The organism is Streptococcus oralis, from assembly GCF_022749195.1.
Lineage (GTDB): Bacteria > Bacillota > Bacilli > Lactobacillales > Streptococcaceae > Streptococcus > Streptococcus oralis_CI.
On record NZ_CP094226.1, the window covers coordinates 685827 to 710168 of the forward strand.

The following is a 24342-nucleotide window of genomic DNA, read 5'->3' on the forward strand; positions in this document are numbered from 1 at the left end:
TGAATGATGTTACGATCCCAATTTGAAGAAGATTTGGAGAAATTGCACAACCAGTTCTATGCTATGGGACAAGAAGTGCTCTCGCAGATCAATCGTACAGTGCGTGCCTTTGTCACGCATGACCGTGATTTGGCAAAAGAAGTCATCGAAGACGATGCAGAAGTAAATGAATATGAAGTGAAGTTGGAAAAGAAATCATTTGAAATGATTGCTCTCCAACAACCTGTTTCGCAAGACCTTCGTACCGTCTTGACCGTTCTAAAGGCAGTTTCAGACGTGGAACGCATGGGAGATCATGCAGTGTCTATCGCTGAGGCGACCATTCGTATGAAGGGGGAGCAACGTATCCCTTCTGTTGAAGGAGAAATCAAAAAGATGGGACGCGACGTGAAAAACTTCGTTGAAGCGGCTCTAGATCTCTATCTCAACGGTTCTGTGGATCAAGCCTACGAAGTAGCGGCTATGGATGAAAAAATCAACCATTACTTTGATAGCATCCGTGATTTGGCTACAGAAGAAATTAGGAAAAATCCTGAAGCTATCGTTACAGGCCGTGATTACTTCCAGGTTATTTCTTTCTTGGAACGTATTGGAGACTACGCAAAAAATATCTGTGAATGGGTTGTTTACTTTGAAACAGGTAAGATTGTCGAACTATAAGAAACGGTTTAAATATACAGAAGAAAAGGCTGATTAAAATAAATCAGTCTTCTTTTTTATGAAAAGAATTGTTTTACAATCAAAATCTCTAAAAGGGTTGACAACTATTTTTAAAAGAGTTATAATTATTCAGAATTAACAGAAAGGTCGTTTATTTATGAAATTTAAGAAATGGATATTAGTTGTGTGTAGCATGCTTGCCAGCATGATTTTAGTGGCTTGTCAGTCAGGTACTGATAGTTCTCAGTCTGCTGTGGAAGCTATCAAACAAAAAGGGAAGCTAGTTGTGGCGACTAGCCCAGACTATGCACCATTTGAATTCCAAGCCTTGGTAGATGGTAAAAACCAAGTGGTTGGTGCAGATATTGATATGGCTCAAGCGATTGCGGATGAGCTTGGGGTTAAACTTGAAATCTCTAGCATGAGTTTTGACAATGTCTTGACCAGTCTTCAAACTGGAAAGGCTGACTTAGCAATTGCAGGAATTAGTGCAACAGATGAGAGAAAGGAAGTCTTTGACTTTTCAATCCCTTACTATGAAAACAAAATGAGCTTCTTGGTCAGAAAAGCCGATTTAGACAAATACAAGGATCTTTCAAGTCTCGCAAGTGCCAATATCGCAGCTCAAAAGGGAACTGTGCCAGAAACCATGGTCAAGGAACAATTGCCAAATGCCCAGTTGACATCCTTGACCAATATGGGGGAAGCAGTCAATGAATTGCAGGCTGGAAAAGTGGATGCTGTTCATATGGATGAACCAGTTGCTCTTAGCTATGCAGGTAAAAACTCAGATCTCGTTGTTGCATCTGTTAACTTGACGATGAAAGATGGCGAAGCCAATGCCGTTGCTATTAAGAAAAATCAATCAGACTTGAAAGCAGTAGTAGATAAGGTTATCCAAAAACTAAAAGATGACGGAACCTATCAAACTTATCTTGAGAAAGCAGCGAAACTAACAGAAGTTGAACAGTAAGAAAAAGCAGAGTTGGACTTTAATCCAATTCTGCTTTTATGTATTCTAATAGCTCTTCTAGATTTTCAAGAGTAACTTTGGCGAACTGATAAGGACAGGCATCCAAATAAGCCTTCTCAAAAAAGTCTAGTTTGAGTGAGCTGTGTTTCAAACTAGCAATCTTAGGATAGTGTCTCAAATCAAGCAAAAGACCATCGTGTAGAGGATAGTGGGGCAAGGGACAGGTGTTTTTTTCAAGTACTTCCTTAATCTGAGTTTGATAGTTCTCTTGAAGGCTCAGTCTGGCCAATCGATTTTTTTCAAATAACTGGCTATCGATGTAAAGAGAAAGAGCCTTTTGCATGATGAGATTGCTGTCATAGTCCAGGATATTTTTGTAGGAAACAAAGGCCTCTTTTAGAGCATTTGGGAGAATGAGGGCGGTAATACGAAGGGCTGGAAAGAGACTAGTTGAGAAGGACTTGATATAAATGACCCGATCCTCAGTATCCAGATAGTGGAAGGTTTGTCCCTTTTTAGAGTCTAAGTCACCTAGATAATCATCCTCGACGATATATACACCATACTGATTTGCTAGATCCAAAATAGCCCTTTTTTCCTGATCAGAATAGGAATGACCTAGGGGATAGTGGAAGCGAGGAATGGTGTAGAAAAACTTGATTTTCCTAGATTTGAACTGTTCTTCCAGTTCTTCAAGGTTGATGCCATCAATACGGCGTTCAATGGTCTGGTAGGCTAATCCTTGAGCGACCAAGAGACGGTTCATCCGGTGGTAGGTCGGCTGTTCGACCAAAATCTCAGTTCCCTGGCTCGGAAAGTTAATCTGAGAAAGGATAAAGAGAGCTTGTTGGGTACCAGATGTTAGAACCAGTTGGTCGGGTTTACAGTAGAGGGCTTGGTCAAAGAGGAGTTGCTGGACAGATTGTCTCAGTTCCTCAAGGCCTTCTTGGTTGTCATAGTAGTTGAAGAGGTAGTTTTCTCTTCCAATTAGGGTTTCGTTGACGCAGAGTCGGAAGTCGTCATAGGCACTGGCATGTTCGTCAGTGACTTCGATTTCCAAGTCCTGATGCTGTCCTTGTTCTAGAACATAGTAGCCACTTTGGGGTTTGGCATAGAGGTATTGTTCATGGCGTAATTCCAGCAGGGCTCGTTGGATAGTGTCCTTGCTACAGTGGAAGTCTTGGCTCAGTTGACGGATAGAGGGAAGCCGGCTACCTGTTGGAAATTTTCCTGATTCAATCCCCTTTTTTAGAAAGGAAACGACTGCTTGGTATTTACTTTCTTTCTTCATTCCAGACCTCCGTTGATTTTGTTACATTGTACCTTTTTTTTGCCTGCTTGGCAATGGGAAAAGCATTCCCCCTTTCACAACTAGGAGCAAATGTGGTATACTTAGAAAGTATGATGATTTATTGAACAGAAGATAAGAAAGAGAATGGATAGAAAAGTGCAGGAACCGGTAAAATTATTTCAATACAATACTCTGGGTGCCCTAATGGCAGGTCTCTATGGTGGAACCATGACAGTGGGAGAATTGCTGGAACATGGTGACCTTGGTTTGGGAACCCTTGATTCGATTGATGGAGAGTTGATTGTCCTTGATGGCAAGGCTTATCAAGCCAAGGGATCTGGTCAAACGCCTGAAATCGTTGAGGTGGCAGCGGATGCTCTTATTCCCTATGCAGCAGTGGTTCCTCATCAGGCAGAAGTGATTTTTCGTCAGCGCTTTGAGATGACTGATAAAGAATTGGAAAAGCGAATTGAGTCCTACTATGATGGGGAGAATCTCTTTCGTTCCATCAAGATTCATGGCGAATTTTCACAAATGCACGTACGGATGATTCCTAAATCCACACCTGATACCAAGTTTGCTGATGTCGCGACTCACCAACCTGAATATAGCCGTGAAAATGTATCGGGAACCATTGTTGGATTTTGGACACCGGAGATTTTCCATGGAGTGAGTGTTGCAGGTTACCATTTGCATTTTATCTCAGATGATTTGACCTTTGGTGGGCATGTGATGGACTTTGTTATCAAAGAAGGAATGATCGAGGTTGGGGCAGTCGACCAGTTGGACCAACGTTTTCCAGTCCAAGATCGCCAGTATTTATTTGCCAAATTTAACGTTGACGAGATGAAGAAAGATATTGATAAGTCAGAATAGGAGAAAAAGATGACAGTACATATTATCCTTACCATGATCGCTTTGGTTCTCATTCTAGTAAGTGGGACTTGGTATGCCAAAAAACGGTTTAAAATCTCTCTTGCAGTGATGGGCTTGGGGGCAATCGCATTTTTTGTTTCTTCTCAAGTGTTAGAGAAGATGGTTCACCTTCTGATACTCCATCCGCAAAAAGATGGAACCATTCCGCTTATGCAGGAGCAGCCTTTCTTATACGTCCTTTATGGGATCGCTATGGCAGCCCTCTTTGAAGAGACGGCTCGTCTTATCTTTTTTAAATGGTTGGAGAAAAAGAGAAAGCTAGAAGATCGAGATGCTTTGGCCTATGGTTTGGGACATGGGGGCTTGGAGATGCTCTATCTCGGAATGGGAAGCTTGATCAGTTTGTTGATTCTCTTTTCACTCATCCAGTCTTCAAATACTGATGTAGCTAATCTCCTTCCAAAGACTACACTCGAAACGGTCCAGTCTCTTTCTGTATGGCAGGTTTATTTACTAGGAGTTGAGCGTGTGCTTGCTCTGGTTCTGCAAATTGGTCTCTCTATCTGGGTCTATCAAAGTGTTCGTCAAAAGAAATGGATCTACCTCCTTGCTGCCTATGGTTTGCATGCTTTGTTTGACTTGGCTCCGGCCTTATCTCAGGTAGGATGGATTGCAAATCCGCTTCTAGTTGAGTTCATTCTTTTCGTAGAACTTCTAGTCTTTATCTGGCTAACAAAATCTACATTTTGGAAAAAATCATAAAAAGAGGGGTGACCTCTTTTTTTATGTAAAGATAAAACAAGCTCTTTTTATGGTCGTCAAATGTCTCTAAAAATGGTATAATGGAATGAATTTTGAAAAAGGAAGAGTGACATGTCAGTAAAAGAAAAAATGCTTGAAATCCTAGAAGGAATCGATATTCGTTTTAAGGAACCTTTGAAGACCTATACCTATACAAAGGTTGGAGGTCGAGCGGATTACCTAGTTTTGCCACGCAATCGCTATGAGATGATGCGTGTCGTCCAATTTGCCAATCAAGAGAATATTCCCTGGATGGTGCTTGGGAATGCCAGCAATATCATTGTTCGTGAAGGTGGAATCCGTGGTTTTGTAATCTTGTGTGATAAGCTTAATAACGTTTCAGTTGATGGCTATACCATCGAAGCAGAAGCAGGAGCCAACTTGATTGAAACAACACGTATTGCCCTCCGTCATAGTTTGACTGGTTTTGAGTTTGCTTGTGGGATTCCTGGAAGCATCGGTGGAGCTGTCTTTATGAATGCGGGTGCCTATGGAGGAGAGATTGCTCATATCTTGCAGTCTTGTCAAATTTTGACCAAGGAAGGGGAAATCGAGACCTTATCTGCCAAGGATTTGGCTTTTGGTTACCGCCATTCAGCTATTCAGGATTCTGGGGCTGTTGTTTTGTCAGCTAAATTTGCTCTATCTCCAGGGAATCATCAGGTTATCAAGCAAGAAATGGACCGCTTGACGCACCTACGTGAACTCAAACAACCTCTAGAATACCCATCTTGTGGTTCAGTCTTTAAGCGTCCAGTTGGGCATTTTGCAGGACAGTTGATTTCAGAGGCAGGCTTGAAGGGCTATCGAATCGGTGGTGTGGAAGTATCTGAAAAGCATGCCGGTTTCATGATCAATGTTGCTGACGGAACGGCCAAAGACTATGAAGACTTGATCCAATCTGTTATCGAAAAAGTCAAGGAACACTCAGGTGTTACTCTTGAAAGAGAAGTCCGAATCTTGGGTGAGAAGGAATAAGGTTGGGGTTGAAAAATTGCTGCTATAACCATTGTAAAGGGGGTGAAAGCCTATCGTTAGTGAAGATGTATGTAGGCAGTTTAATCTCCTACACGAGGTAGTAGCGGCCTAACAGAGCCCTAATCTGTTAATTTATGAAAAAGAAGGAATTTATGACAATTGAAAAAACCAATTATTGAATTCAAAAACGTCTCTAAAGTTTTTGAAGACAGCAACACCAAGGTTCTCAAAGACATTAACTTTGAGTTGGAAGAAGGGAAATTTTACACTCTTTTGGGCGCATCTGGTTCAGGAAAATCAACCATTCTAAATATCATTGCAGGTTTACTGGATGCGACGACAGGGGATATTTTACTGGATGGGGTGCGAATCAACGATATCCCAACTAATAAACGAGATGTCCATACCGTCTTCCAATCCTATGCCTTGTTTCCACATATGAATGTGTTTGAAAATGTTGCCTTTCCACTCCGCTTGCGTAAAATCGACAAGAAAGAAATCGAACAACGCGTAGCGGAAGTTCTCAAGATGGTTCAGTTGGAAGGTTACGAGAAGCGTTCCATTCGTAAACTCTCTGGAGGACAACGTCAGCGTGTGGCCATTGCCCGTGCTATCATCAACCAACCCCGTGTGGTCTTGCTGGATGAGCCCTTGTCAGCGCTGGACTTGAAATTGCGAACAGACATGCAGTACGAACTGCGTGAATTGCAACAACGATTGGGGATTACCTTTGTCTTTGTCACTCACGATCAGGAGGAAGCTCTTGCTATGAGTGACTGGATTTTCGTTATGAACGATGGCGAGATTGTTCAGTCTGGAACGCCGGTGGACATCTATGATGAGCCAATCAACCACTTTGTTGCCACTTTTATCGGTGAGTCAAATATCTTGTCAGGAACCATGATTGAGGACTACTTGGTCGAGTTCAATGGCAAACGCTTTGAAGCGGTCGACGGGGGGATGAAGCCAAATGAGCCTGTCGAGATTGTCATTCGTCCAGAGGACTTGCGCATTACCCTTCCTGAAGAAGGCAAGCTCCAAGTCAAGGTGGATACCCAACTCTTCCGTGGGGTGCACTACGAGATTATCGCCTATGACGAACTCGGAAATGAATGGATGATCCACTCGACTCGTAAGGCCATCGTTGGCGAGGAAATCGGTCTGGACTTTGAACCAGAAGATATCCACATCATGCGTCTTAACGAAACCGAAGAAGAATTCGATGCTCGTATTGAAGAATACGTAGAAATCGAAGAGCAAGAAGCAGGTCTGATTAACGCGATCGAGGAGGAAAGAGATGAAGAAAACAACCTCTAAACTCTTTGTAGTGCCCTACATGCTTTGGATTGCCCTCTTTGTCCTCGCACCCTTGGTCTTGATTTTTGGACAATCCTTTTTCAACATTGAAGGGCAGTTTAGTTTAGAAAACTACAAATCCTACTTTGTGTCACAAAACTTGACCTACCTCAAAATGAGCTTCAACTCTGTGCTTTATGCAGGGATTGTAACCTTGGTAACACTGCTCATCAGCTATCCAACAGCCCTCTTTTTGACCCGTCTAAAGCACCGTCAACTCTGGCTCATGCTGATTATCTTGCCAACCTGGATTAATCTGCTCCTTAAGGCCTATGCCTTTATCGGGATTTTTGGTCAAAATGGCTCCATAAACCAATTTTTGGAATTTATCGGAATCGGTTCGCAGCAGTTGCTCTTTACGGATTTCTCCTTTATCTTTGTCGCAAGCTACATTGAGCTTCCCTTTATGATTTTGCCGATTTTCAATGTTTTGGACGATATGGATAACAATCTTATCAATGCCAGCTATGACCTCGGTGCGACCAAGTGGGAGACTTTCCGCCATGTTATCTTCCCTCTGTCTATGAACGGTGTGAGAAGTGGGGTTCAGTCTGTCTTTATCCCAAGTTTGAGTCTCTTCATGCTGACACGTTTGATCGGTGGGAACCGCGTTATTACCTTGGGCACAGCCATTGAACAGAATTTCCTAACCAATGACAACTACGGTATGGGTTCTACCATCGGTGTGATCCTCATCCTGACCATGTTCATCACCATGTGGGTGACCAAGGAAAGGAGAGAACGATGAAAAAATTTGCCAATCTCTACCTAGCCTTTGTCTTTATCATCCTTTATTTGCCGATTTTTTACTTGATTGGCTATGCCTTTAACGCAGGGGATGATATGAACAGCTTTACAGGATTTAGTCTGAGCCATTTTAAAACCATGTTTGGTGATGGTCGCCTCATGTTGATCCTCACCCAAACCTTTTTCTTGGCCTTTCTATCTGCCTTGATTGCGACCATTATCGGGACTTTTGGTGCTATCTATATCTATCAGTCTCGTAAGAAATACCAAGAAGCCTTTTTATCACTCAATAATATCCTCATGGTTGCGCCTGACGTTATGATTGGTGCCAGCTTCTTGATTCTCTTTACCCAGCTTAAGTTTTCGCTTGGCTTTTTGACGGTTTTATCTAGTCACGTGGCCTTTTCCATCCCTATCGTGGTCTTGATGGTCTTGCCTCGCCTCAAGGAGATGAATGATGACATGATTCATGCGGCCTATGACTTGGGAGCCAGCCAGTTTCAGATGTTCAAGGAAATCATGCTTCCTTACCTGACTCCGTCTATCATTGCAGGTTATTTCATGGCCTTCACCTATTCGCTGGATGATTTTGCCGTAACCTTCTTTGTGACAGGAAATGGCTTTTCTACTCTATCAGTCGAGATTTATTCTCGTGCTCGTAAGGGAATTTCCTTAGAAATCAATGCTCTGTCTGCCCTTGTCTTTCTCTTTAGTATTATCCTAGTTGTTGGCTATTACTTTATCTCACGTGAGAAGGAGGAGCAAGCATGAAAAAACTCTATTCATTTTTAGCAGGAATTGTAGCGATTATCCTTGTCTTATGGGGGATTGCGACTCATCTAGACAGTAAAATCAATAGCCGAGATAGTCAGAAATTGGTTATTTACAACTGGGGGGACTATATCGATCCCGAACTCTTGGAGAAATTCACAGAAGAAACAGGGATCCAAGTTCAGTACGAGACCTTTGATTCCAACGAAGCCATGTATACCAAGATCAAGCAAGGGGGAACAACCTACGATATTGCCATCCCAAGTGAGTACATGATCAACAAGATGAAGGATGAAGACCTTTTGGTTCCTCTTGATTATTCAAAAATTGAAGGAATTGAAAATATCGGACCAGAGTTCCTCAACCAGACTTTTGACCCAGGCAATAAATTCTCCATTCCTTATTTCTGGGGTACCTTGGGAATTGTCTACAACGAAAACATGGTAGATGAGGCTCCTGAACATTGGGATGACCTCTGGAAACCAGAATACAAGGATTCCATCATGCTTTTTGATGGGGCGCGTGAGGTGCTGGGGCTCGGACTTAACTCGCTCGGTTACAGCCTCAACTCAAAGGATCCTCAGCAGTTGGAAGAAACGGTAGACAAGCTCTACAAACTGACTCCAAATATCAAGGCCATCGTTGCAGACGAGATGAAGGGTTACATGATTCAGAACAACGCTGCTATCGGGGTGACCTTCTCTGGGGAAGCCAGCCAGATGTTGGAGAAAAATCCTAATCTCAAGTATGTTGTTCCAACTGAGGCCAGCAATCTCTGGTTTGATAACATGGTCATTCCAAAAACCGTGAAAAACCAAGAGGCAGCCTATGCCTTTATCAACTTTATGTTGAAACCCGAAAATGCTCTGAAAAATGCGGAGTATGTAGGCTACTCAACACCAAACCTACCAGCCAAGGAAATGCTCCCAGAGGAGACTCGTGAGGACAAATCCTTCTATCCAGACGCTGATACCATGAAACACATGGAAGTTTATGAGAAATTTGACCATAAATGGACAGGAAAATATAGCGACCTCTTCCTACAGTTTAAAATGTATCGGAAGTAGGAGATATGCTTTCTTGTCAGCTTTTCCAGTTGACGCAGAACTCAAAAAACGATATAATAATAAAGTTGAGAATTGATTTTCAATCAACTTAGTCCAGAGAAATGGCGGTGCTGCGAGCCATCTAAGGTAGGAAGTCATGCTACTCAATCAGACAATTGCATAAGAATAAGAGAATGACAAGTTCATTGAATGAAGGTGGTACCGCGGTTTTTCGCCCTTCGTGATGTGAGCTTGTCTTTTGATTTTTGGAGGTGTTTATGAAGACATTTCTCGTGAAACAAAAGTTTCGTCTTGGGGGCGAACGCTTTGATATCAAGGATGACAGAGGAGTAGTGAACTATCAAGTGGAGGGATCTTTCTTCCAAATTCCTAAGACCTTTACCATCTATGACGCCTATGGTGAGCAGGTCAGTGAAATCAGTAAAGAATTTTTCACCTTGCTTCCTCGCTTTACTATTCAGCTACGAAACGGTTCCAATTTCGTCATTCGTAAGAAGTTGACCTTCTTTCGAGATAAGTATGAGTTTGATGATCTCGGGCTTCGTATTGAGGGCAATATCTGGGATTTGAATTTCAAATTGCTGGATGATCGTGACCAAGTGATTGCCGAGATTCGGAAAGAGATTTTCCATTTGACCTCAACTTACACCGTAACCGTCTATGAAGACTCTTATGCAGACCTGGTCATTTCCCTCTGTGTCGCGATTGACTATGTGGAGATGCTAGAAAGCCAATCAAATTAAACAAGTAATAAGGAGATATTATGAAACAACTATCTAGTGCTCAAGTTCGCCAAATGTGGCTTGATTTCTGGGCAAATAAAGGCCACTCTGTCGAACCATCAGTCAGCTTGGTTCCTGTAAATGACCCAACTCTTTTGTGGATTAACTCTGGGGTAGCAACCCTTAAGAAATACTTTGACGGAACCATTATCCCTGAAAATCCACGTATTACCAATGCGCAAAAAGCTATCCGTACTAACGATATTGAAAACGTAGGGAAGACTGCGCGCCACCATACTATGTTTGAAATGTTGGGGAACTTCTCTATTGGTGATTATTTCCGTGATGAAGCCATCACTTGGGCTTATGAGCTCTTGACAAGCCCAGAATGGTTTGATTTCCCAGCTGAAAAACTTTATATGACCTACTATCCAGACGATAAGGATTCTTATAACCGCTGGATTGAAGTAGGAGTGGACCCAAGCCACTTGATCCCAATCGAAGACAACTTCTGGGAAATCGGTGCTGGACCTTCTGGACCAGATACAGAAATCTTCTTTGACCGTGGAGAAGCCTTTGACCCAGAAAATATTGGAATTCGTCTCCTTGCAGAAGATATCGAAAACGATCGTTACATCGAAATCTGGAACATCGTTTTGTCACAATTCAACGCTGATCCAGCTGTTCCTCGTAGCGAGTACAAGGAATTACCGCATAAGAACATTGATACGGGCGCTGGTTTGGAGCGTTTGGTGGCAGTCATCCAAGGGGCTAAGACAAACTTTGAAACGGACCTCTTCATGCCAATCATTCGTGAAGTTGAGAAATTGTCTGGTAAGGTTTATGACCAAGATGGCGACAACATGAGCTTTAAGGTCATTGCTGACCATATCCGTTCTCTTTCATTTGCCATCGGTGATGGTGCCCTTCCTGGAAATGAAGGTCGTGGTTATGTTCTTCGTCGTTTGCTCCGTCGTGCTTCTATGCACGGTCAAAAATTGGGTATCAACGAGCCTTTCCTTTACAAACTGGTTCCAACGGTTGGAAAAATCATGGAAAGCTACTACCCAGAAGTGCTTGAAAAACGTGACTTTATCGAGAAAATCGTGAAGAGCGAGGAAGAGTCATTTGCCCGTACTCTTCACTCAGGTCAACACTTTGCAGAAACCATTGTAGCTGATTTGAAAGCGAAAGGCCAAAACGTTATTGCGGGGCAAGATGTCTTCAAACTCTACGATACATACGGATTCCCAGTTGAATTGACAGAAGAAATCGCTGAAGAAGCTGGGATGACTGTCGACCGTGAAGGTTTTGAAGCAGCCATGAAAGAGCAGCAAGAACGTGCGCGTGCGTCAGCTGTCAAAGGTGGCTCAATGGGAATGCAAAATGAAACCCTTCAAAACATTACAGTGGAAAGTGTCTTCAACTACAACGCCAGCCAATTGCCTTCTAAGTTGGTGGCTATCGTAGCGGACAATGCTGAAGTAGAAGCTGTATCTGAAGGAACTGCCTCTCTTATCTTTGCAGAGACTCCATTCTACGCTGAAATGGGTGGACAAGTAGCTGACCACGGTCAAATCTTGGATGAGTCAGGTAAGGTCGTGGCTACTGTGACAAATGTTCAAAAAGCTCCAAACGGACAAGCTCTTCATACAGTTGAAGTCCTTGCACCGCTTGCCTTGGACCAAGAATATACCTTGGCAATTGATACCAATCGTCGTCACCGTGTTATGAAAAACCACACTGCGACTCACTTGCTTCACGCTGCCCTTCACAATATCCTTGGTAGCCACGCAACTCAAGCAGGTTCACTTAATGAAGTCGAATTCCTTCGCTTTGACTTTACCCACTTCCAAGCAGTTACTGCTGAAGAATTGCGTGCCATTGAACAGCAAGTCAATGAGAAAATCTGGGAAGCTTTGGCTGTTGAAACAGTTGAAACAGATATCGACACTGCTAAGGAAATGGGAGCGATGGCTCTCTTTGGTGAGAAATATGGCAAGGAAGTTCGCGTTGTAACCATCGGTGACTACTCTGTGGAACTCTGTGGTGGTACCCACGTTGGCAATACTTCTGAAATCGGTCTCTTCAAGATTGTCAAAGAAGAAGGAATCGGATCAGGAACTCGCCGTATCTTGGCAGTTACTGGTAAGGAAGCCTTTGAAGCTTACCGTGAACAAGAAGACGCTTTGAAAGCTGTCGCAGCAACCTTGAAAGCACCTCAACTCAAGGAAGTTCCTCATAAGGTAGAAGGACTCCAAGAGCAACTCCGTCAATTGCAAAAAGAAAATGCAGAGTTGAAAGAAAAAGCAGCAGCCGCAGCGGCAGGTGATGTTTTCAAGGACGTGAAGGAAGTTAACGGCCACCGTTACATTGCAAGCCAAGTTTCTGTTTCAGATGCGGGTGCCCTTCGTACTTTTGCGGACAACTGGAAACAAAAAGACTACTCTGATGTCCTTGTTCTTGTCGCAGCTATTGGTGACAAGGTCAACCTTCTCGTAGCCAGCAAGACTAAAGAAATCCACGCAGGTAACTTGGTTAAAGAATTGGCTCCAATCGTCGATGGACGTGGTGGTGGTAAACCAGACATGGCTATGGCAGGAGGAAGCAACCAAGCGAAGATTCAAGACTTGTTGGATGCAGTAGCAGGTAAATTGTAAGAAAACATTTAGGATCTATCCACTTGGGTGGATCTTTGTTTTCCAAAGGAAATTTTGTAAAATTCTTTGTCAATCATTTTAAATTGATGAAAAGATATGATATATAGTTAGATTGTAATTCATGTATTTGATTTTCAGTATAAGGAAAGCACATCATAAAAATTATAAAGAGTTCCTAAAACTAAATTAAATCATAAAATCAACAGATTGATAGATCATACAAATTACCAATTCTAGAAAATTAATAGAATTAGTAATGATGTTAATTTGTTTTTATCATTTGATTTAAAGTTGAAGATTTTGCAATTTTATCTATTACTGGGATTAGTAAATATAATTTCTCTTCTAATTTGAAAAAACAGAAAAAGGATGTTATAATGAAATCGGTTTCTTAAGTAATAATATATTTCTAAAATATATTAGAGAAAAGGTTATAGTGTTACTTTTAGAATGAAGGACGCAGTATTGTGTATAGAACATATTATGGTAACAATATAAAATAGCAAAGGTACTTGGACTTTTAGTTAGATTCAGGACTTTATAAATAAAGAATTTAATTATATGATTGCTTACGAAATATTAAAAATTACTTAAGGTTGATAGGCAACTTTATCCATCTATTGTTAAAAATTAAAAGGAGTTTGAATATTATGAAGATCCAATTCAAAGGATTATTTGGTCGATTTGACTACAGTATAGAATTAAAAGAAGATGGACTAACCATTATTACGGGCCCAAATGGATTTGGAAAATCAACTATATTAGATTGTATATATCAATTGTATGAAAAAGAAGAAGGTATTCCTTATTTTTTCAATTTAGATTTCGAAGAAGCAATTTTTTTAATATCTAATGAAAAACAATTAAAAATTACAAAAAAAGCTGAATCTTTAGTAATAAATGATAAAACAAATTACTCTATTAATTTAAAAGATATTAAAAAATATATAGAAAATGCCTCTCTTTTTAATAGATATTATAATAAAAAGTTTGATAAAAAATTCTCAGATATAAAAAATATGGATGAAGTTTTTAATTATGAGTCATTTATAGAACTATATTCTAGGAAGGGTTTAATTAAAAAGAATAATATTAAGTTTGTGAAAAATACTCTGAAAGAGTTTTCTAAAGAACTAGGGAAGGTATTTTACATAAGAGAGCAAAGATTGGTGAGTGAAGAATTTGATAGTTTTGATGAATCTAGATTAAAAGATGAGATAAAAGAATTACCTAGAAAATTCAAACTTCTTTTGGATGAGAATAGTTCAGAATATTCCTCAAAGTCAAATGAACTAGATAGTTCATACCCTATACGATTATTTAATAATAAAGAAGCAATCACTTCACAAGATGAATTCAATCAGAAAATACAATTGATGACTGAAAAATTTCAAAAATTAAATAAGTATGATCTTTCTCGCATTCAGGACTTGAGTAATTTAGAGTTTAAAGAAGAATTTGCAAAAGCATTAAAAATATATTTTGACGATTTTGATGAAAAATATCAAATTTATGAGAATTTTATTAATCAATTAGAATTATTTACCGAGATAATAAACGATAAATTGAATTTCAAAGATATTGCAATTTCAAGAGAAAAGGGCATTTTTATTAAGGATACTGATTTTACAGGGAAACAGATTTCCCTATCTCAGCTGTCATCCGGTGAAAAACAGGAAATTATTCTATTTTATAAATTAATTTTCGAGACTCCAGAAAATACTTTATTATTAATTGATGAACCTGAGATATCCTTACATATTGCTTGGCAGAAGAAATTTATGGATGATTTATATAAGATAATTAAATTCAAAAAGCTGAATGTAATAGTTGCTACACACTCTCCACAAATTATTAATAATCATTGGGAGAATCAAATTGATTTAGGAGAGTTATATGGACTCGATTAGAAGAAATCTCAAACGAGAGGATATAATTTCTGAAATTAGACTTTTATGTGGTGAAGACTATAATAAAGTAAAGACTTTTGTCATAGTAGAGGGAGACGACGATTTAAGATTTATTAAAAATAAATTTAATGATAATACATATGGATTCGAATCGTTTTCAGGATGTGATGGTGTTGAAGAAATTGTTAATTTTTTTCAGAGTGATAAAAGAATTATTGGGATACGGGATAAAGACTATAGCAGTTTGACTTCAGGTGACAATAAAATTTTTTTGTATGATTATCATAGTTTAGAAATTATGTTAGCTATGAATGATGAATCATTTGAAAGTATATGTAGTGAATTTTATTGTGGAGATGAGAAAGTCTTTGATTTACGTAAGAAAGTATTTCAAAAGCTAAAATATATAAGTTGTTTTAGAGAAAAAAATTCATCTGAGGGTTGGGAATTCATTACCGAAAATATTTCTATTGACGAACTGTATAGAAAATCAGAATTAAACTGTAATGAAGAAATTATAAAAGAAATAAATAGACCGTCAAAAAATAATTACGATTCAGAGAAACAGTCTATTGTTGAGGAACACTATCATTTTGTTACAGATTTAAAATTAATTACAAGAGGACACGATTTTTCTGAATTATTTAAAGTGATTTGTAACACTTCTGGAATTGAAAAAAATATTAAAAGTAAAGATGTTGAGTTAGTACTGAGAGCTAGTTTCACTTTAGAGTCATTTAAAAGAACTAATCTTTTTAAGAGTCTTTCAGAATATGAAAAATCATATGGGCTTAACTTTTTAGTTAGTTAAAACTTATATTTATTAAGATAAGTTGTAGATTTAAATTGATAATTAATTTAATAAAAAATTGTTTAATTAGTAGCTAGAAAAAAAGATTATTCTATTTTTTCACTTTAATAATGGTATTTTACGAATTTTTAATGTTTAATTTTAATTAGTTCAAGAAGTCAGCGGTCACCGTTACATTGCAAGCCAAGTTTCTGTATCAGATGCAGGTGCCCTTCGTACCTTTGCGGATAACTGGAAACAAAAAGACTACTCTGATGTGCTTGTTCTTGTCGCAGCTATCGGTGACAAGGTGAACGTTCTTGTAGCTAGCAAGACAAAAGATGTGCATGCAGGAAACCTTGTCAAAGAATTGGCTCCAATCGTCGATGGACGTGGTGGTGGTAAACCAGACATGGCCATGGCAGGAGGAAGCAACCAAGCGAAAATCCAAGAACTCTTGGAGGCAGTAGCAGGTAAATTGTAAGAAAACATTCAGGATCTATCCACTTGGGTAGGTCTTTTTGTGATTGCAAAAAAGCCAAATCCGGTTGGATCTGGCTTGTAACTGATAGGTTTATTTTGTTGCCCAGACACTGACTGAACCTGCTGCTACTGGAAATTCTCCATAACCTTCCTCATCAATTGTAACTTGACCTTGGTGGTTTCCAAGTAAATCTACAAAGGTTTGGTTAGCCCATTCTTGCCCGACAAACATAGACTTGCTGTTTTCTTGGTCATTTGAGATAAGAACAGCGATTGGGGATTGATTTTCAGCGCCTGAACGTACCCATCCGATACAGTTGGCATCGTCAAAGTAGTCTGTTTGCTCTCCATAGGCCCTGTCTTTTCGGATGGCTAGGAGACGATCAAGAACTTCTCTGAAATCTTGTTGAGCAAATTGCCCTGAAATGCCGTAATAGTCTCCGTAAAAGACACATGGAAGGCCATTTTGGCGTAATAGAATAAGGGCATAGGCTACTGGCTTGAACCATTCTTGGACGGTTGATTCGAGTGCCTGTCCTCTTTGAGTATCGTGGTTATCAACGAAAGTGACAGCCTTGTCGGGCTTGAGTTCAACCAAGCTATCTGTGAAAATGCCACGAAGATCATAGCTTGCTCCAGCCCGACTGGCTTCAAAGAGATTTTGGTGGAGGCGAACATCGACAAGGTCAAAACGTTCTTCTATTTTCTCGAGATAGTCTAGATTGGCATCCTTGTCTGGGTTCCAAAATTCCCCAAAAACATAGAAATCTTGACCGTATTTTTCCTTCATATCACGGATGAAATTGCCCATAAAGAAGGAGTCGATGTGCTTAACGGCATCCAAACGGAAACCAGCTACACCAGTCGTTTCCATGAACCAGTCAGCCCAGTCATAGATGTTTTGGATGACTTCAGGATGCTTAAAGTCTAGGTCGGCATACATGAGGTAGTCGTAGTTACCGTTTTCGTTATCGACCAATTCCTCGTTGGCCCAACCTTTATTGTCTCCTTGGATCAGGTAAATACCAGACTTACGGCGTTTGGCATCGTAGTCTGTACCTGTGAAGTGGTACCAGTGCCAGTGGAAGTCATTGTAGGTATCTTGGCGACCATCGAAGGTGAAGTGAGTCCAGCCATTGATAGTAAAGGGCTCGCTTAGTTGAAGGGTACGATCCTCAGGGTCCACTTCAATAACCTGAAAGGCTTCCATGTGATCGGCAGCAGCCTTGTGATTGAGCACCACATCGGCCATAGGTTGAATTCCCTGTGCCTTTAGAGTTTGAATGGCTTGAAGATAGTCTTCTTTAAACCCATACTTGGTACGGACAGTCCCTTTTTGGTGAAATTCGCCTAGGTCAAAAAGATCGTAAACACCATAGCCGACATCTTTTTCATTGGTTGCCTTGAAGGCAGGTGGCATCCAGACATGGCTGATGCCCAGGTTTGCTAAGTGCTCTGCATCATTTGTCAGTCGCGTCCAGTGTTGGCCGTCGTGAGGCAAATACCATTCAAAGTATTGCATAAGTGTCTGATTTTGCATTGTTTTTCCTCTTGCTTATCAATGTTGTGTTTTATTCTACCATAAAGTTTAGAACTAGGCAAACGTTTGCGCAAGATTCTATACTCATTTCTGTTTTTGTCTATTTTTAGCGAATAGAATCTCTCTTTCCATTATAAGGGAAAGGATGTTTTGGTGGAAAAGTAAATGGCATATACTTATTTTAACAAAAATGACACTCAGTAAACTAAAGTACATATGGTTAAACGGTTTCTTTTTTGAGAATTGTCACAAAATTTGCTATAATAGTAGCTATGAATAGAATTAGGGTCAGCAGACGCGTTGAAAAAAAGCTAGCTAAGGGTCTAGTTCTTTTGGAAGCAAGTGATTTAACAGATATTGAACTGACGGATCAGGCAGTAGAAGTTCTTAGTCAAGACGGGAAGTTTTTAGGGAGCGCCTATCTTTCTCAGCAGAACAAGGGAATCGGCTGGTTCATCAGCAAGGAAAAGGTTCGTTTCAATCAAGCCTTTTTTGAAATTCTGTTTTGTAAGGCCAAGGAAGCTAGAAAGCCTTATTATCAAGATGACTTGACTACTGCCTTTCGCCTTTTTAACCAAGAGGGGGATGGTTTTGGGGGTCTGACTATTGATCTCTATGGAGATTATGCTGTCTTTTCTTGGTACAACTCCTTTGTTTACCAAATTCGTGAGCTAATCGTAAAGGCTTTTAAGGAAGTTTTTCCTGAGGTCTTGGGGGCTTATGAGAAGATTCGTTTTAAAGGTCTAGACTACGAGTCTGCCTATGTTTATGGTGAGGAAGCGCCAGATGATTTTACTGTTCTTGAGAATGGCGTGCTCTATCAAGTCTTTATGAATGATGGCTTGATGACAGGGATTTTCCTAGACCAGCATGAGGTTCGTGGGAGTCTGGTTGACGGCCTAGCCATGGGCAAATCCTTGCTCAATATGTTTTCCTATACGGCGGCCTTTTCAGTTGCTGCAGCTATGGGAGGCGCCAGTGAGACGACTTCTGTCGACTTAGCCAAACGGTCCAGAGAGCTATCAGAAGCTCATTTTCAGGCAAATGGACTCAGCACGGACAATCACCGTTTTATCGTCATGGATGTTTTTGAGTACTTCAAGTATGCCAAGCGAAAAGGCTTGACCTATGATGTGATTGTGCTTGATCCGCCGAGCTTTGCCCGCAATAAAAAACAAACATTCTCTGTAGCTAAGGACTATCGCAAGTTGATTTCCCAGAGTCTAGAGATTTTAAATCCGGGAGGGATTATCATTGCCAGTACCAATGCTGCCAATGTTTCCCGCCAGAAATTTACAGAACAAATTGATAAAGGTTTTGCAAGAAGAAGGTATCAGGTCTTGAACCAATACGGTCTTCCAGCAGACTTTGCCTATAATAAAAAAGATGAAAGCAGTAATTACCTCAAGGTGATTAGTATGAAGGTTAGTAGATGAAATTAATCGTTTCAGTAATGCCAAGAAGTTTAGAAGAAGCGCAAGAACTGGATGCCACTAGGTATGAAGATGCCGATATCATTGAGTGGCGTGCGGACTTTCTTACAAAGGACGCTATTTTACAGGTAGCACCTGCTATATTTGAGAAGTTTGCAGGACGGGAACTTGTCTTTACCCTTCGGACTCGCGCTGAGGGAGGAGAAATCGAACTTTCCTCAGAAGAGTATGTTCAAATCATCAAGGAAGTTACTCAGCTTTATCAGCCGGATTATGTAGATTTCGAGTATTTCAGCTACAAGGACGTTTTTGAGGAAATGTTGGATTTTCCAAATCTCGTATTGAGCTATCATAATTTCCAGGAGACACCTGAAAACATGATGGAAATCCTGTCTGAGTTGACCAGTCTCTCTCCGAAAGTGGTCAAGGTATCAGTTATGGCCCATACGGAGCAGGATGTTTTAGACCTGATGAATTACACTCGAGGATTTAAAACACTCAACCCTGAGCAAGAGTACGTGACCATTTCCATGGGGAAAATGGGCAAGGTATCCCGTATCACTTCAGATGTGACGGGTTCAAGTTGGTCATTTGCTAGTCTGGATGAAGCGAGTGCCCCAGGTCAGATTTCGCTATCAAACATGAAGAAAATCAGGGAGATTTTGGATGAAGCTTGATGGCTATACACGTTTAGCTGCAGTTGTTGCCAATCCCATCAAACACTCTATTTCACCCTTTATCCACAATAGGGCCTTTGAGGCGACAGCTATTAATGGTGCCTATATAGCTTGGGAGATTGAAGCGGGTGACTTGGCAGAAACAGTCGCCAATATTCGCCGTTACCAGATGTTTGGCATCAACCTGTCTATGCCTTACAAGGAGCAAGTGATTCCTCATCTGGATGAGTTGAGTGATGAAGCTCGTTTGATTGGGGCAGTCAATACTGTAGTCAATCATAATGGCACTTTAATTGGATATAATACAGATGGCAAGGGATTCTTTAAGAGCTTGCCTTCTTTTACAATTTCAGGTAAAACAATGACCATTTTGGGTGCAGGTGGTGCGGCCAAATCAATCTTGGCACAAGCCATTTTGGACGGGGCCAGTCAGATTTCAGTTTTTGTTCGTTCAGTTTCTACGGAAAAAACAAGACCTTACCTAGACAAGTTGCAGGAGCAAACAGGTTTTAAAGTGGACTTGTATGCTTTAGAAGATATTTCTGAGCTGCAATCAAGGATTGCCGAGTCGGACCTGCTCGTCAATGCGACCAGTGTAGGGATGGATGGCCAGTCGTCCCCCGTTCCAGAAAGCATCAATTTGCCAGAGGCTCTCTTGGTGGCAGATATTATTTACCAACCCTTTGAGACCCCATTTTTGAAATGGGCTAGAAGTCAGGGCAATTCAGCTGTCAATGGTCTAGGAATGTTGCTCTATCAAGCTGCTGAAGCTTTTCAACTGTGGACAGGTAAAGAAATGCCGACAGACGAGATTTGGCAGTCCTTAACAGAAAAATATAAATAGTGAAAAGGAGACCCTACTATGAAAATCAGAATCGATATTCCGCATCATCCTTATGATATTGAGATTGAAAAAGGTTGTCTATCGCAAGCTGGTCAATGGTTGCGAGAACTCTGGCAACCTCAAAAGGTAGTCATTGTAACAGACAACCATGTAGCTTCTCTCTATGCAGAGAAGGTTAAACTCAGCCTAGAAGATGCTGGTTTTCAGGTAGCTGTTTTTGACTTTTTAGAAGGCGAAGAACGAAAAAATTTAACAACTGTTCAGAAGGTTTATGAATTTTTAGTCAAGCAAGGTCTGACTCGTAGCGATGGGATTGTGGCTCTTGGCGGTGGTGTCGTTGGGGACCTGGCTGGTTTCGTAGCCTCTACCTATATGCGAGGCATTCATTTTGTTCAGATTCCGACTAGTTTGACTGCCCAAGTTGATTCTTCTATCGGTGGAAAGACAGGTGTCAATACTCCTTTTGCTAAAAATATGGTGGGAACTTTTGCCCAACCAGATGGGGTTCTGATTGACCCGCTTGTCCTTGAAACACTCGGAAAAAGAGAGCTGATTGAAGGGATGGGTGAGGTTATTAAGTACGGCTTGATTGAGGATCCAGAACTTTGGGCTCTCTTGACGGAACTAGATGGCTCTGTTGAGAGCATACTGGTGCATGCAGAGACTTTGGTTGAACATTCTTGTCAGGTTAAGCGCAAGATGGTGGTTGAGGATGAGTTGGATAATGGTGTTCGCCTTTACCTCAATTTTGGTCACACTATTGGTCATGCTATCGAAGCAACGGCCGGTTATGGCAAGGTCATGCATGGTGAGGCTGTGGCTATGGGAATGGTGCAGATTTCTAAGGTTGCTGAGGGAAAAGGCCTTATGCCAGCTGGCATAACCCAGTCCATTACAGAGATGTGTCAGAAATTTGGACTACCTGTTGACTATGAAAACTGGGATGTTGACAAGCTTTATCAAGCTTTGACTCATGACAAGAAGGCACGTGGTAACACCTTGAAATTGGTCTTGGTACCAGAGCTTGGTTCAGCGACCATTCACCCAGTTTCTCTGGAAGAGATGAAAGACTACTTGGTAAAATAAGGAGAACGTATGAGATATTTAACTGCAGGAGAATCACACGGCCCCCGTCTGACAGCTATCATTGAAGGAATTCCCGCTGGACTTCCTTTGACAGTAGAGGACATCAATGACGACCTTAAACGCCGTCAGGGTGGCTACGGTCGTGGTGGTCGTATGAAGATTGAGAGTGACCAGGTTGTCTTTACATCAGGCGTTCGCCACGGGAAGACGACAGGGGCTCCCATTACCATGGATGTCATCAATAAGGACCATCAAAAATGGTTGGATATCATGTCTGCGGAGGACATTGAAGACCGCCTTAAAAGCAAACGAAAAATCACCCATCCACGTCCCGGTCATGCCGATTTGGTTGGGGGCATCAAGTACCGTTTTGACGATTTGCGAAATTCTTTGGAGCGTTCATCAGCTCGTGAAACAACCATGCGAGTAGCAGTTGGAGCAGTAGCCAAACGTCTCTTAGCTGAACTGGATATGGAGATTGCCAACCATGTCGTGGTCTTTGGTGGCAAGGAAATCGATGTACCTGAAAATCTGACAGTTGCGGAGATTAAAGAACGAGCTGCCCGGTCTGAAGTCTCTATTGTCAACCAAGAGCGGGAACAGGAAATCAAGGACTATATTGACCAAATTAAGCGTGACGGTGATACCATCGGTGGGGTTGTGGAGACAGTCGTCGGAGGCGTTCCAGTTGGTCTTGGTTCCTATGTCCAATGGGACAGAAAATTGGATGCGCGATTGGCTCAAGCAGTTGTTTCTATCAATGCCTTTAAAGGAGTGGAATTTGGTCTTGGCTTTGAAGCTGGTTACCGAAAAGGCAGCCAGGTTATGGATGAAATTCTCTGGTCTAAAGAAGATGGCTATACTCGCCGTACCAATAATCTAGGTGGTTTTGAAGGTGGTATGACCAATGGGCAACCAATTGTTGTTCGTGGAGTTATGAAACCCATTCCCACTCTTTACAAACCACTTATGAGTGTGGATATCGAAACCCACGAACCTTACAAGGCAACTGTTGAAAGAAGTGATCCGACCGCTCTTCCAGCAGCAGGTGTGGTTATGGAAGCCGTTGTGGCTACGGTTCTGGCTCAAGAAATCCTTGAAAAATTCTCATCAGATAATCTTGAGGAACTAAAAGAAGCGGTAGCCAAACACCGAGACTATACAAAGAACTATTAAGGAGTTCCTATGGCAAAAACAATCTATATCGCAGGTCTTGGTTTGATTGGTGCCTCGATGGCACTCGGTATCAAGCGTGATCATCCTGATTATGAAATTCTAGGTTACAATCGTAGCCAGGATTCGAGAGACATTGCTTTGAAAAAAGGCATGATAGACCGTGCGACGGATGATTTTGCCAGTTTCGCTCCCCTAGCAGATGTCATCATTCTGACCTTGCCAATCAAACAGACCATTGCTTTTATTAAGGAACTGGCAAACTTAGATTTGAAGGAAAACGTCATTATCTCGGATGCGGGCTCAACCAAGTCAGCCATCGTGGATGTGGCGGAGCTGTATTTGGCTGGCAAGCCTGTCCGCTTTATCGGGGCTCATCCCATGGCTGGTAGCCACAAGACAGGGGCTGCCTCTGCGGATGTTAATCTCTTTGAAAATGCCTACTATATCTTCACACCTTCGAGCCAGACAAGTCCTGACACACTTGAGGAAATGAAAGATCTGCTTTCAGGTCTTCATGCTCGTTTTATCGAGATTGATGCCAAGGAGCATGATCGGGTGACTTCTCAGATTAGTCATTTTCCTCATATTCTGGCTTCCAGCCTCATGGAGCAGACAGCAGTTTATGCTCAAGATCATGAAATGGCAAGGCGCTTTGCGGCGGGTGGATTTCGAGATATGACCCGAATTGCGGAAAGCGAGCCAGGTATGTGGACTTCCATTCTCTTGTCCAATCGTGAGACTATCCTAGATCGAATTGAGGATTTCAAGGAGCGCCTAGATGAGGTTGGACAAGCCATCAGCAAGGGAGATGAAGAGCAAATCTGGAACTTTTTCAACCAAGCACGTGAGCAACGTCAGGCCATGGAAATCCATAAGCGTGGTGGTGTGGATAGTTCTTACGACCTCTATGTCGATGTTCCCGATGAAGAAGATGTCATCTTGCGAATTTTGGAATTACTTCGTGGGACTTCTTTGGTTAATATCCACATCAACGAAGAAAACCGTGAGGATGTTCACGGGATTCTACAAATTTCCTTTAAAAATGCTCAAGATTTAGAACGAGCCGAGCGCTTAATTACAGAAAATACGGACTACACAGTCGTCATCAAATAAGGAGAAAATCATGTCAAATATTTACGATAGTGCAAATGAACTCAGTCGCGGGTTACGCGAATTACCAGAATACAAGGCGGTTAAGGCAGCAAAAGATGCTATCCAAGCTGATGAACAAGCTAGCAAGATTTTTGCAGACTATATCGCCTTCCAGCAAGAAATCCAAGTCATGGCGCAAACGGGACAAATGCCAGACGCCTCTTTCCAAGAAAAGATGCAGTCCTTCAGTAAGCAAATCCAAGAGAACGCTCTTTTGTCAGATTTCTTTGCTAAACAGCAACAATTGTCTATTTACCTTTCAGACATTGAAAAAATTGTCTTTGAACCTGTTTCAGAATTATTGAAATAGTATTTTATCTGTATAAAAGCCAGAAATTTCAGGAATTTC

22 protein-coding genes and 1 pseudogene are annotated in these 24342 nt (G+C 41.2%); 21 read left to right on the plus strand and 2 right to left on the minus strand.

The window, feature by feature from the left end; all coding sequences use genetic code 11:
- Nucleotides 1–6 precede the first annotated feature (6 nt).
- On the plus strand, nucleotides 7–660 hold the full coding sequence (phoU, locus tag MP387_RS03345; protein ID WP_242747678.1) for a phosphate signaling complex protein PhoU: 654 nt from the start codon (nucleotides 7–9) through the stop codon (nucleotides 658–660).
- A gap of 157 nt (nucleotides 661–817) precedes the next feature.
- Nucleotides 818–1633: an ABC transporter substrate-binding protein gene (locus MP387_RS03350; protein WP_242747679.1), complete on the plus strand. Its 816-nt coding sequence runs from the start codon at nucleotides 818–820 to the stop codon at nucleotides 1631–1633.
- A gap of 19 nt (nucleotides 1634–1652) precedes the next feature.
- Here MP387_RS03350 and MP387_RS03355 read toward each other — a convergent pair whose 3' ends face one another.
- Nucleotides 1653–2924 (minus strand): aminotransferase-like domain-containing protein, encoded by a 1272-nt coding sequence (locus MP387_RS03355; protein ID WP_242747681.1) that lies wholly within the window; start codon nucleotides 2922–2924, stop codon nucleotides 1653–1655.
- Nucleotides 2925–3068: 144 nt separating this feature from the next.
- Between MP387_RS03355 and budA the strand changes: the two genes are divergently transcribed.
- The 12 genes and pseudogenes from budA to MP387_RS03415 all read left to right on the plus strand — a co-directional run.
- Entirely contained in the window at nucleotides 3069–3800 is a 732-nt protein-coding gene (gene budA / locus MP387_RS03360) for an acetolactate decarboxylase (RefSeq protein ID WP_000375405.1), read from the plus strand.
- A 9-nt stretch (nucleotides 3801–3809) separates the two neighbouring features.
- Nucleotides 3810–4562 (plus strand): YhfC family intramembrane metalloprotease, encoded by a 753-nt coding sequence (locus tag MP387_RS03365; RefSeq protein WP_033629494.1) that lies wholly within the window; start codon nucleotides 3810–3812, stop codon nucleotides 4560–4562.
- A gap of 111 nt (nucleotides 4563–4673) precedes the next feature.
- Complete coding sequence (murB, locus tag MP387_RS03370; protein ID WP_242747684.1) at nucleotides 4674–5579, plus strand: UDP-N-acetylmuramate dehydrogenase; 906 nt, start codon at nucleotides 4674–4676, stop codon at nucleotides 5577–5579.
- Between the two features lie 159 nt (nucleotides 5580–5738).
- Nucleotides 5739–6896, plus strand: a complete 1158-nt coding sequence (locus MP387_RS03375; protein ID WP_216728283.1) for an ABC transporter ATP-binding protein — start codon at nucleotides 5739–5741, stop codon at nucleotides 6894–6896.
- Nucleotides 6877–7683 carry an ABC transporter permease gene (locus MP387_RS03380; protein ID WP_242747686.1) on the plus strand — a complete coding sequence of 269 codons (807 nt, stop codon included), beginning with the start codon at nucleotides 6877–6879 and terminating at the stop codon, nucleotides 7681–7683. Before MP387_RS03375 ends, MP387_RS03380 begins: the two co-directional genes overlap by 20 nt.
- A complete protein-coding gene (locus tag MP387_RS03385; protein WP_000712716.1) occupies nucleotides 7680–8453 on the plus strand; it encodes an ABC transporter permease in 774 nt (257 codons plus the stop codon). The genes MP387_RS03380 and MP387_RS03385 overlap by 4 nt, the downstream gene beginning before the upstream one ends.
- The gene (locus MP387_RS03390) at nucleotides 8450–9520 is read left to right on the plus strand and encodes an ABC transporter substrate-binding protein (protein ID WP_242747688.1); all 1071 of its coding nucleotides are present in this window, start codon (nucleotides 8450–8452) and stop codon (nucleotides 9518–9520) included. The genes MP387_RS03385 and MP387_RS03390 overlap by 4 nt, the downstream gene beginning before the upstream one ends.
- Before the next feature lie 257 nt (nucleotides 9521–9777).
- Nucleotides 9778–10263, plus strand: coding sequence for an LURP-one-related/scramblase family protein (locus MP387_RS03395; protein ID WP_000847083.1), 486 nt, complete (start codon nucleotides 9778–9780; stop codon nucleotides 10261–10263).
- Between the two features lie 20 nt (nucleotides 10264–10283).
- Nucleotides 10284–12902: an alanine--tRNA ligase gene (gene alaS / locus MP387_RS03400; RefSeq protein ID WP_242747690.1), complete on the plus strand. Its 2619-nt coding sequence runs from the start codon at nucleotides 10284–10286 to the stop codon at nucleotides 12900–12902.
- 650 nt (nucleotides 12903–13552) lie between these two features.
- Complete coding sequence (locus MP387_RS03405) at nucleotides 13553–14812, plus strand: AAA family ATPase (protein ID WP_242747692.1); 1260 nt, start codon at nucleotides 13553–13555, stop codon at nucleotides 14810–14812.
- Nucleotides 14799–15623, plus strand: a complete 825-nt coding sequence (locus MP387_RS03410) for a hypothetical protein (protein ID WP_242747694.1) — start codon at nucleotides 14799–14801, stop codon at nucleotides 15621–15623. The genes MP387_RS03405 and MP387_RS03410 overlap by 14 nt, the downstream gene beginning before the upstream one ends.
- Before the next feature lie 148 nt (nucleotides 15624–15771).
- Nucleotides 15772–16086 (plus strand): annotated as a pseudogene (locus tag MP387_RS03415) (DHHA1 domain-containing protein); the annotation flags it as partial.
- Between the two features lie 90 nt (nucleotides 16087–16176).
- On the opposite strand, the gene MP387_RS03420 reads toward MP387_RS03415, so the two are convergent.
- Complete coding sequence (locus MP387_RS03420) at nucleotides 16177–17625, minus strand: alpha-amylase (protein WP_242747696.1); 1449 nt, start codon at nucleotides 17623–17625, stop codon at nucleotides 16177–16179.
- 272 nt (nucleotides 17626–17897) lie between these two features.
- Between MP387_RS03420 and MP387_RS03425 the strand changes: the two genes are divergently transcribed.
- Genes MP387_RS03425 through MP387_RS03455 form a run of 7 tightly spaced genes read left to right on the plus strand, consistent with a single transcriptional unit; the run spans nucleotide 17898 to nucleotide 24303 of the window.
- Nucleotides 17898–19061, plus strand: coding sequence for a class I SAM-dependent rRNA methyltransferase (locus MP387_RS03425; RefSeq protein ID WP_242747698.1), 1164 nt, complete (start codon nucleotides 17898–17900; stop codon nucleotides 19059–19061).
- Complete coding sequence (aroD, locus tag MP387_RS03430; RefSeq protein WP_000767778.1) at nucleotides 19058–19735, plus strand: type I 3-dehydroquinate dehydratase; 678 nt, start codon at nucleotides 19058–19060, stop codon at nucleotides 19733–19735. The genes MP387_RS03425 and aroD overlap by 4 nt, the downstream gene beginning before the upstream one ends.
- Nucleotides 19725–20579: a shikimate dehydrogenase gene (locus tag MP387_RS03435; protein WP_242747700.1), complete on the plus strand. Its 855-nt coding sequence runs from the start codon at nucleotides 19725–19727 to the stop codon at nucleotides 20577–20579. The genes aroD and MP387_RS03435 overlap by 11 nt, the downstream gene beginning before the upstream one ends.
- An 18-nt stretch (nucleotides 20580–20597) precedes the next feature.
- Complete coding sequence (aroB, locus tag MP387_RS03440; protein WP_242747702.1) at nucleotides 20598–21665, plus strand: 3-dehydroquinate synthase; 1068 nt, start codon at nucleotides 20598–20600, stop codon at nucleotides 21663–21665.
- A gap of 9 nt (nucleotides 21666–21674) precedes the next feature.
- Nucleotides 21675–22841: a chorismate synthase gene (gene aroC, locus MP387_RS03445; protein ID WP_242747704.1), complete on the plus strand. Its 1167-nt coding sequence runs from the start codon at nucleotides 21675–21677 to the stop codon at nucleotides 22839–22841.
- A gap of 9 nt (nucleotides 22842–22850) precedes the next feature.
- On the plus strand, nucleotides 22851–23954 hold the full coding sequence (locus MP387_RS03450; protein WP_242747706.1) for a prephenate dehydrogenase: 1104 nt from the start codon (nucleotides 22851–22853) through the stop codon (nucleotides 23952–23954).
- 10 nt (nucleotides 23955–23964) lie between these two features.
- Nucleotides 23965–24303: a YlbF/YmcA family competence regulator gene (locus MP387_RS03455; RefSeq protein ID WP_000065971.1), complete on the plus strand. Its 339-nt coding sequence runs from the start codon at nucleotides 23965–23967 to the stop codon at nucleotides 24301–24303.
- Nucleotides 24304–24342 lie beyond the last annotated feature (39 nt).

Excerpts from the sequence above, each read along its gene's own strand:
- MP387_RS03435 (WP_242747700.1), top strand. The coding sequence starts at position 19,725 with ATGAAGCTTGATGGCTATACACGTTTAGCTGCAGTTGTTGCCAATCCC.
- MP387_RS03455 (WP_000065971.1), top strand. The coding sequence starts at position 23,965 with ATGTCAAATATTTACGATAGTGCAAATGAACTCAGTCGCGGGTTACGC.
- aroD (WP_000767778.1), top strand. The coding sequence starts at position 19,058 with ATGAAATTAATCGTTTCAGTAATGCCAAGAAGTTTAGAAGAAGCGCAA.
- aroC (WP_242747704.1), top strand. The coding sequence starts at position 21,675 with ATGAGATATTTAACTGCAGGAGAATCACACGGCCCCCGTCTGACAGCT.
- MP387_RS03380 (WP_242747686.1), top strand. The coding sequence starts at position 6,877 with ATGAAGAAAACAACCTCTAAACTCTTTGTAGTGCCCTACATGCTTTGG.
- phoU (WP_242747678.1), top strand. The coding sequence starts at position 7 with ATGTTACGATCCCAATTTGAAGAAGATTTGGAGAAATTGCACAACCAG.
- MP387_RS03355 (WP_242747681.1), bottom strand. The coding sequence starts at position 2,924 with ATGAAGAAAGAAAGTAAATACCAAGCAGTCGTTTCCTTTCTAAAAAAG.
- MP387_RS03390 (WP_242747688.1), top strand. The coding sequence starts at position 8,450 with ATGAAAAAACTCTATTCATTTTTAGCAGGAATTGTAGCGATTATCCTT.
- aroB (WP_242747702.1), top strand. The coding sequence starts at position 20,598 with ATGAAAATCAGAATCGATATTCCGCATCATCCTTATGATATTGAGATT.
- MP387_RS03450 (WP_242747706.1), top strand. The coding sequence starts at position 22,851 with ATGGCAAAAACAATCTATATCGCAGGTCTTGGTTTGATTGGTGCCTCG.
- MP387_RS03405 (WP_242747692.1), top strand. The coding sequence starts at position 13,553 with ATGAAGATCCAATTCAAAGGATTATTTGGTCGATTTGACTACAGTATA.
- murB (WP_242747684.1), top strand. The coding sequence starts at position 4,674 with ATGTCAGTAAAAGAAAAAATGCTTGAAATCCTAGAAGGAATCGATATT.
- budA (WP_000375405.1), top strand. The coding sequence starts at position 3,069 with ATGGATAGAAAAGTGCAGGAACCGGTAAAATTATTTCAATACAATACT.
- MP387_RS03350 (WP_242747679.1), top strand. The coding sequence starts at position 818 with ATGAAATTTAAGAAATGGATATTAGTTGTGTGTAGCATGCTTGCCAGC.
- alaS (WP_242747690.1), top strand. The coding sequence starts at position 10,284 with ATGAAACAACTATCTAGTGCTCAAGTTCGCCAAATGTGGCTTGATTTC.
- MP387_RS03425 (WP_242747698.1), top strand. The coding sequence starts at position 17,898 with ATGAATAGAATTAGGGTCAGCAGACGCGTTGAAAAAAAGCTAGCTAAG.
- MP387_RS03410 (WP_242747694.1), top strand. The coding sequence starts at position 14,799 with ATGGACTCGATTAGAAGAAATCTCAAACGAGAGGATATAATTTCTGAA.
- MP387_RS03395 (WP_000847083.1), top strand. The coding sequence starts at position 9,778 with ATGAAGACATTTCTCGTGAAACAAAAGTTTCGTCTTGGGGGCGAACGC.
- MP387_RS03365 (WP_033629494.1), top strand. The coding sequence starts at position 3,810 with ATGACAGTACATATTATCCTTACCATGATCGCTTTGGTTCTCATTCTA.
- MP387_RS03420 (WP_242747696.1), bottom strand. The coding sequence starts at position 17,625 with ATGCAAAATCAGACACTTATGCAATACTTTGAATGGTATTTGCCTCAC.
- MP387_RS03385 (WP_000712716.1), top strand. The coding sequence starts at position 7,680 with ATGAAAAAATTTGCCAATCTCTACCTAGCCTTTGTCTTTATCATCCTT.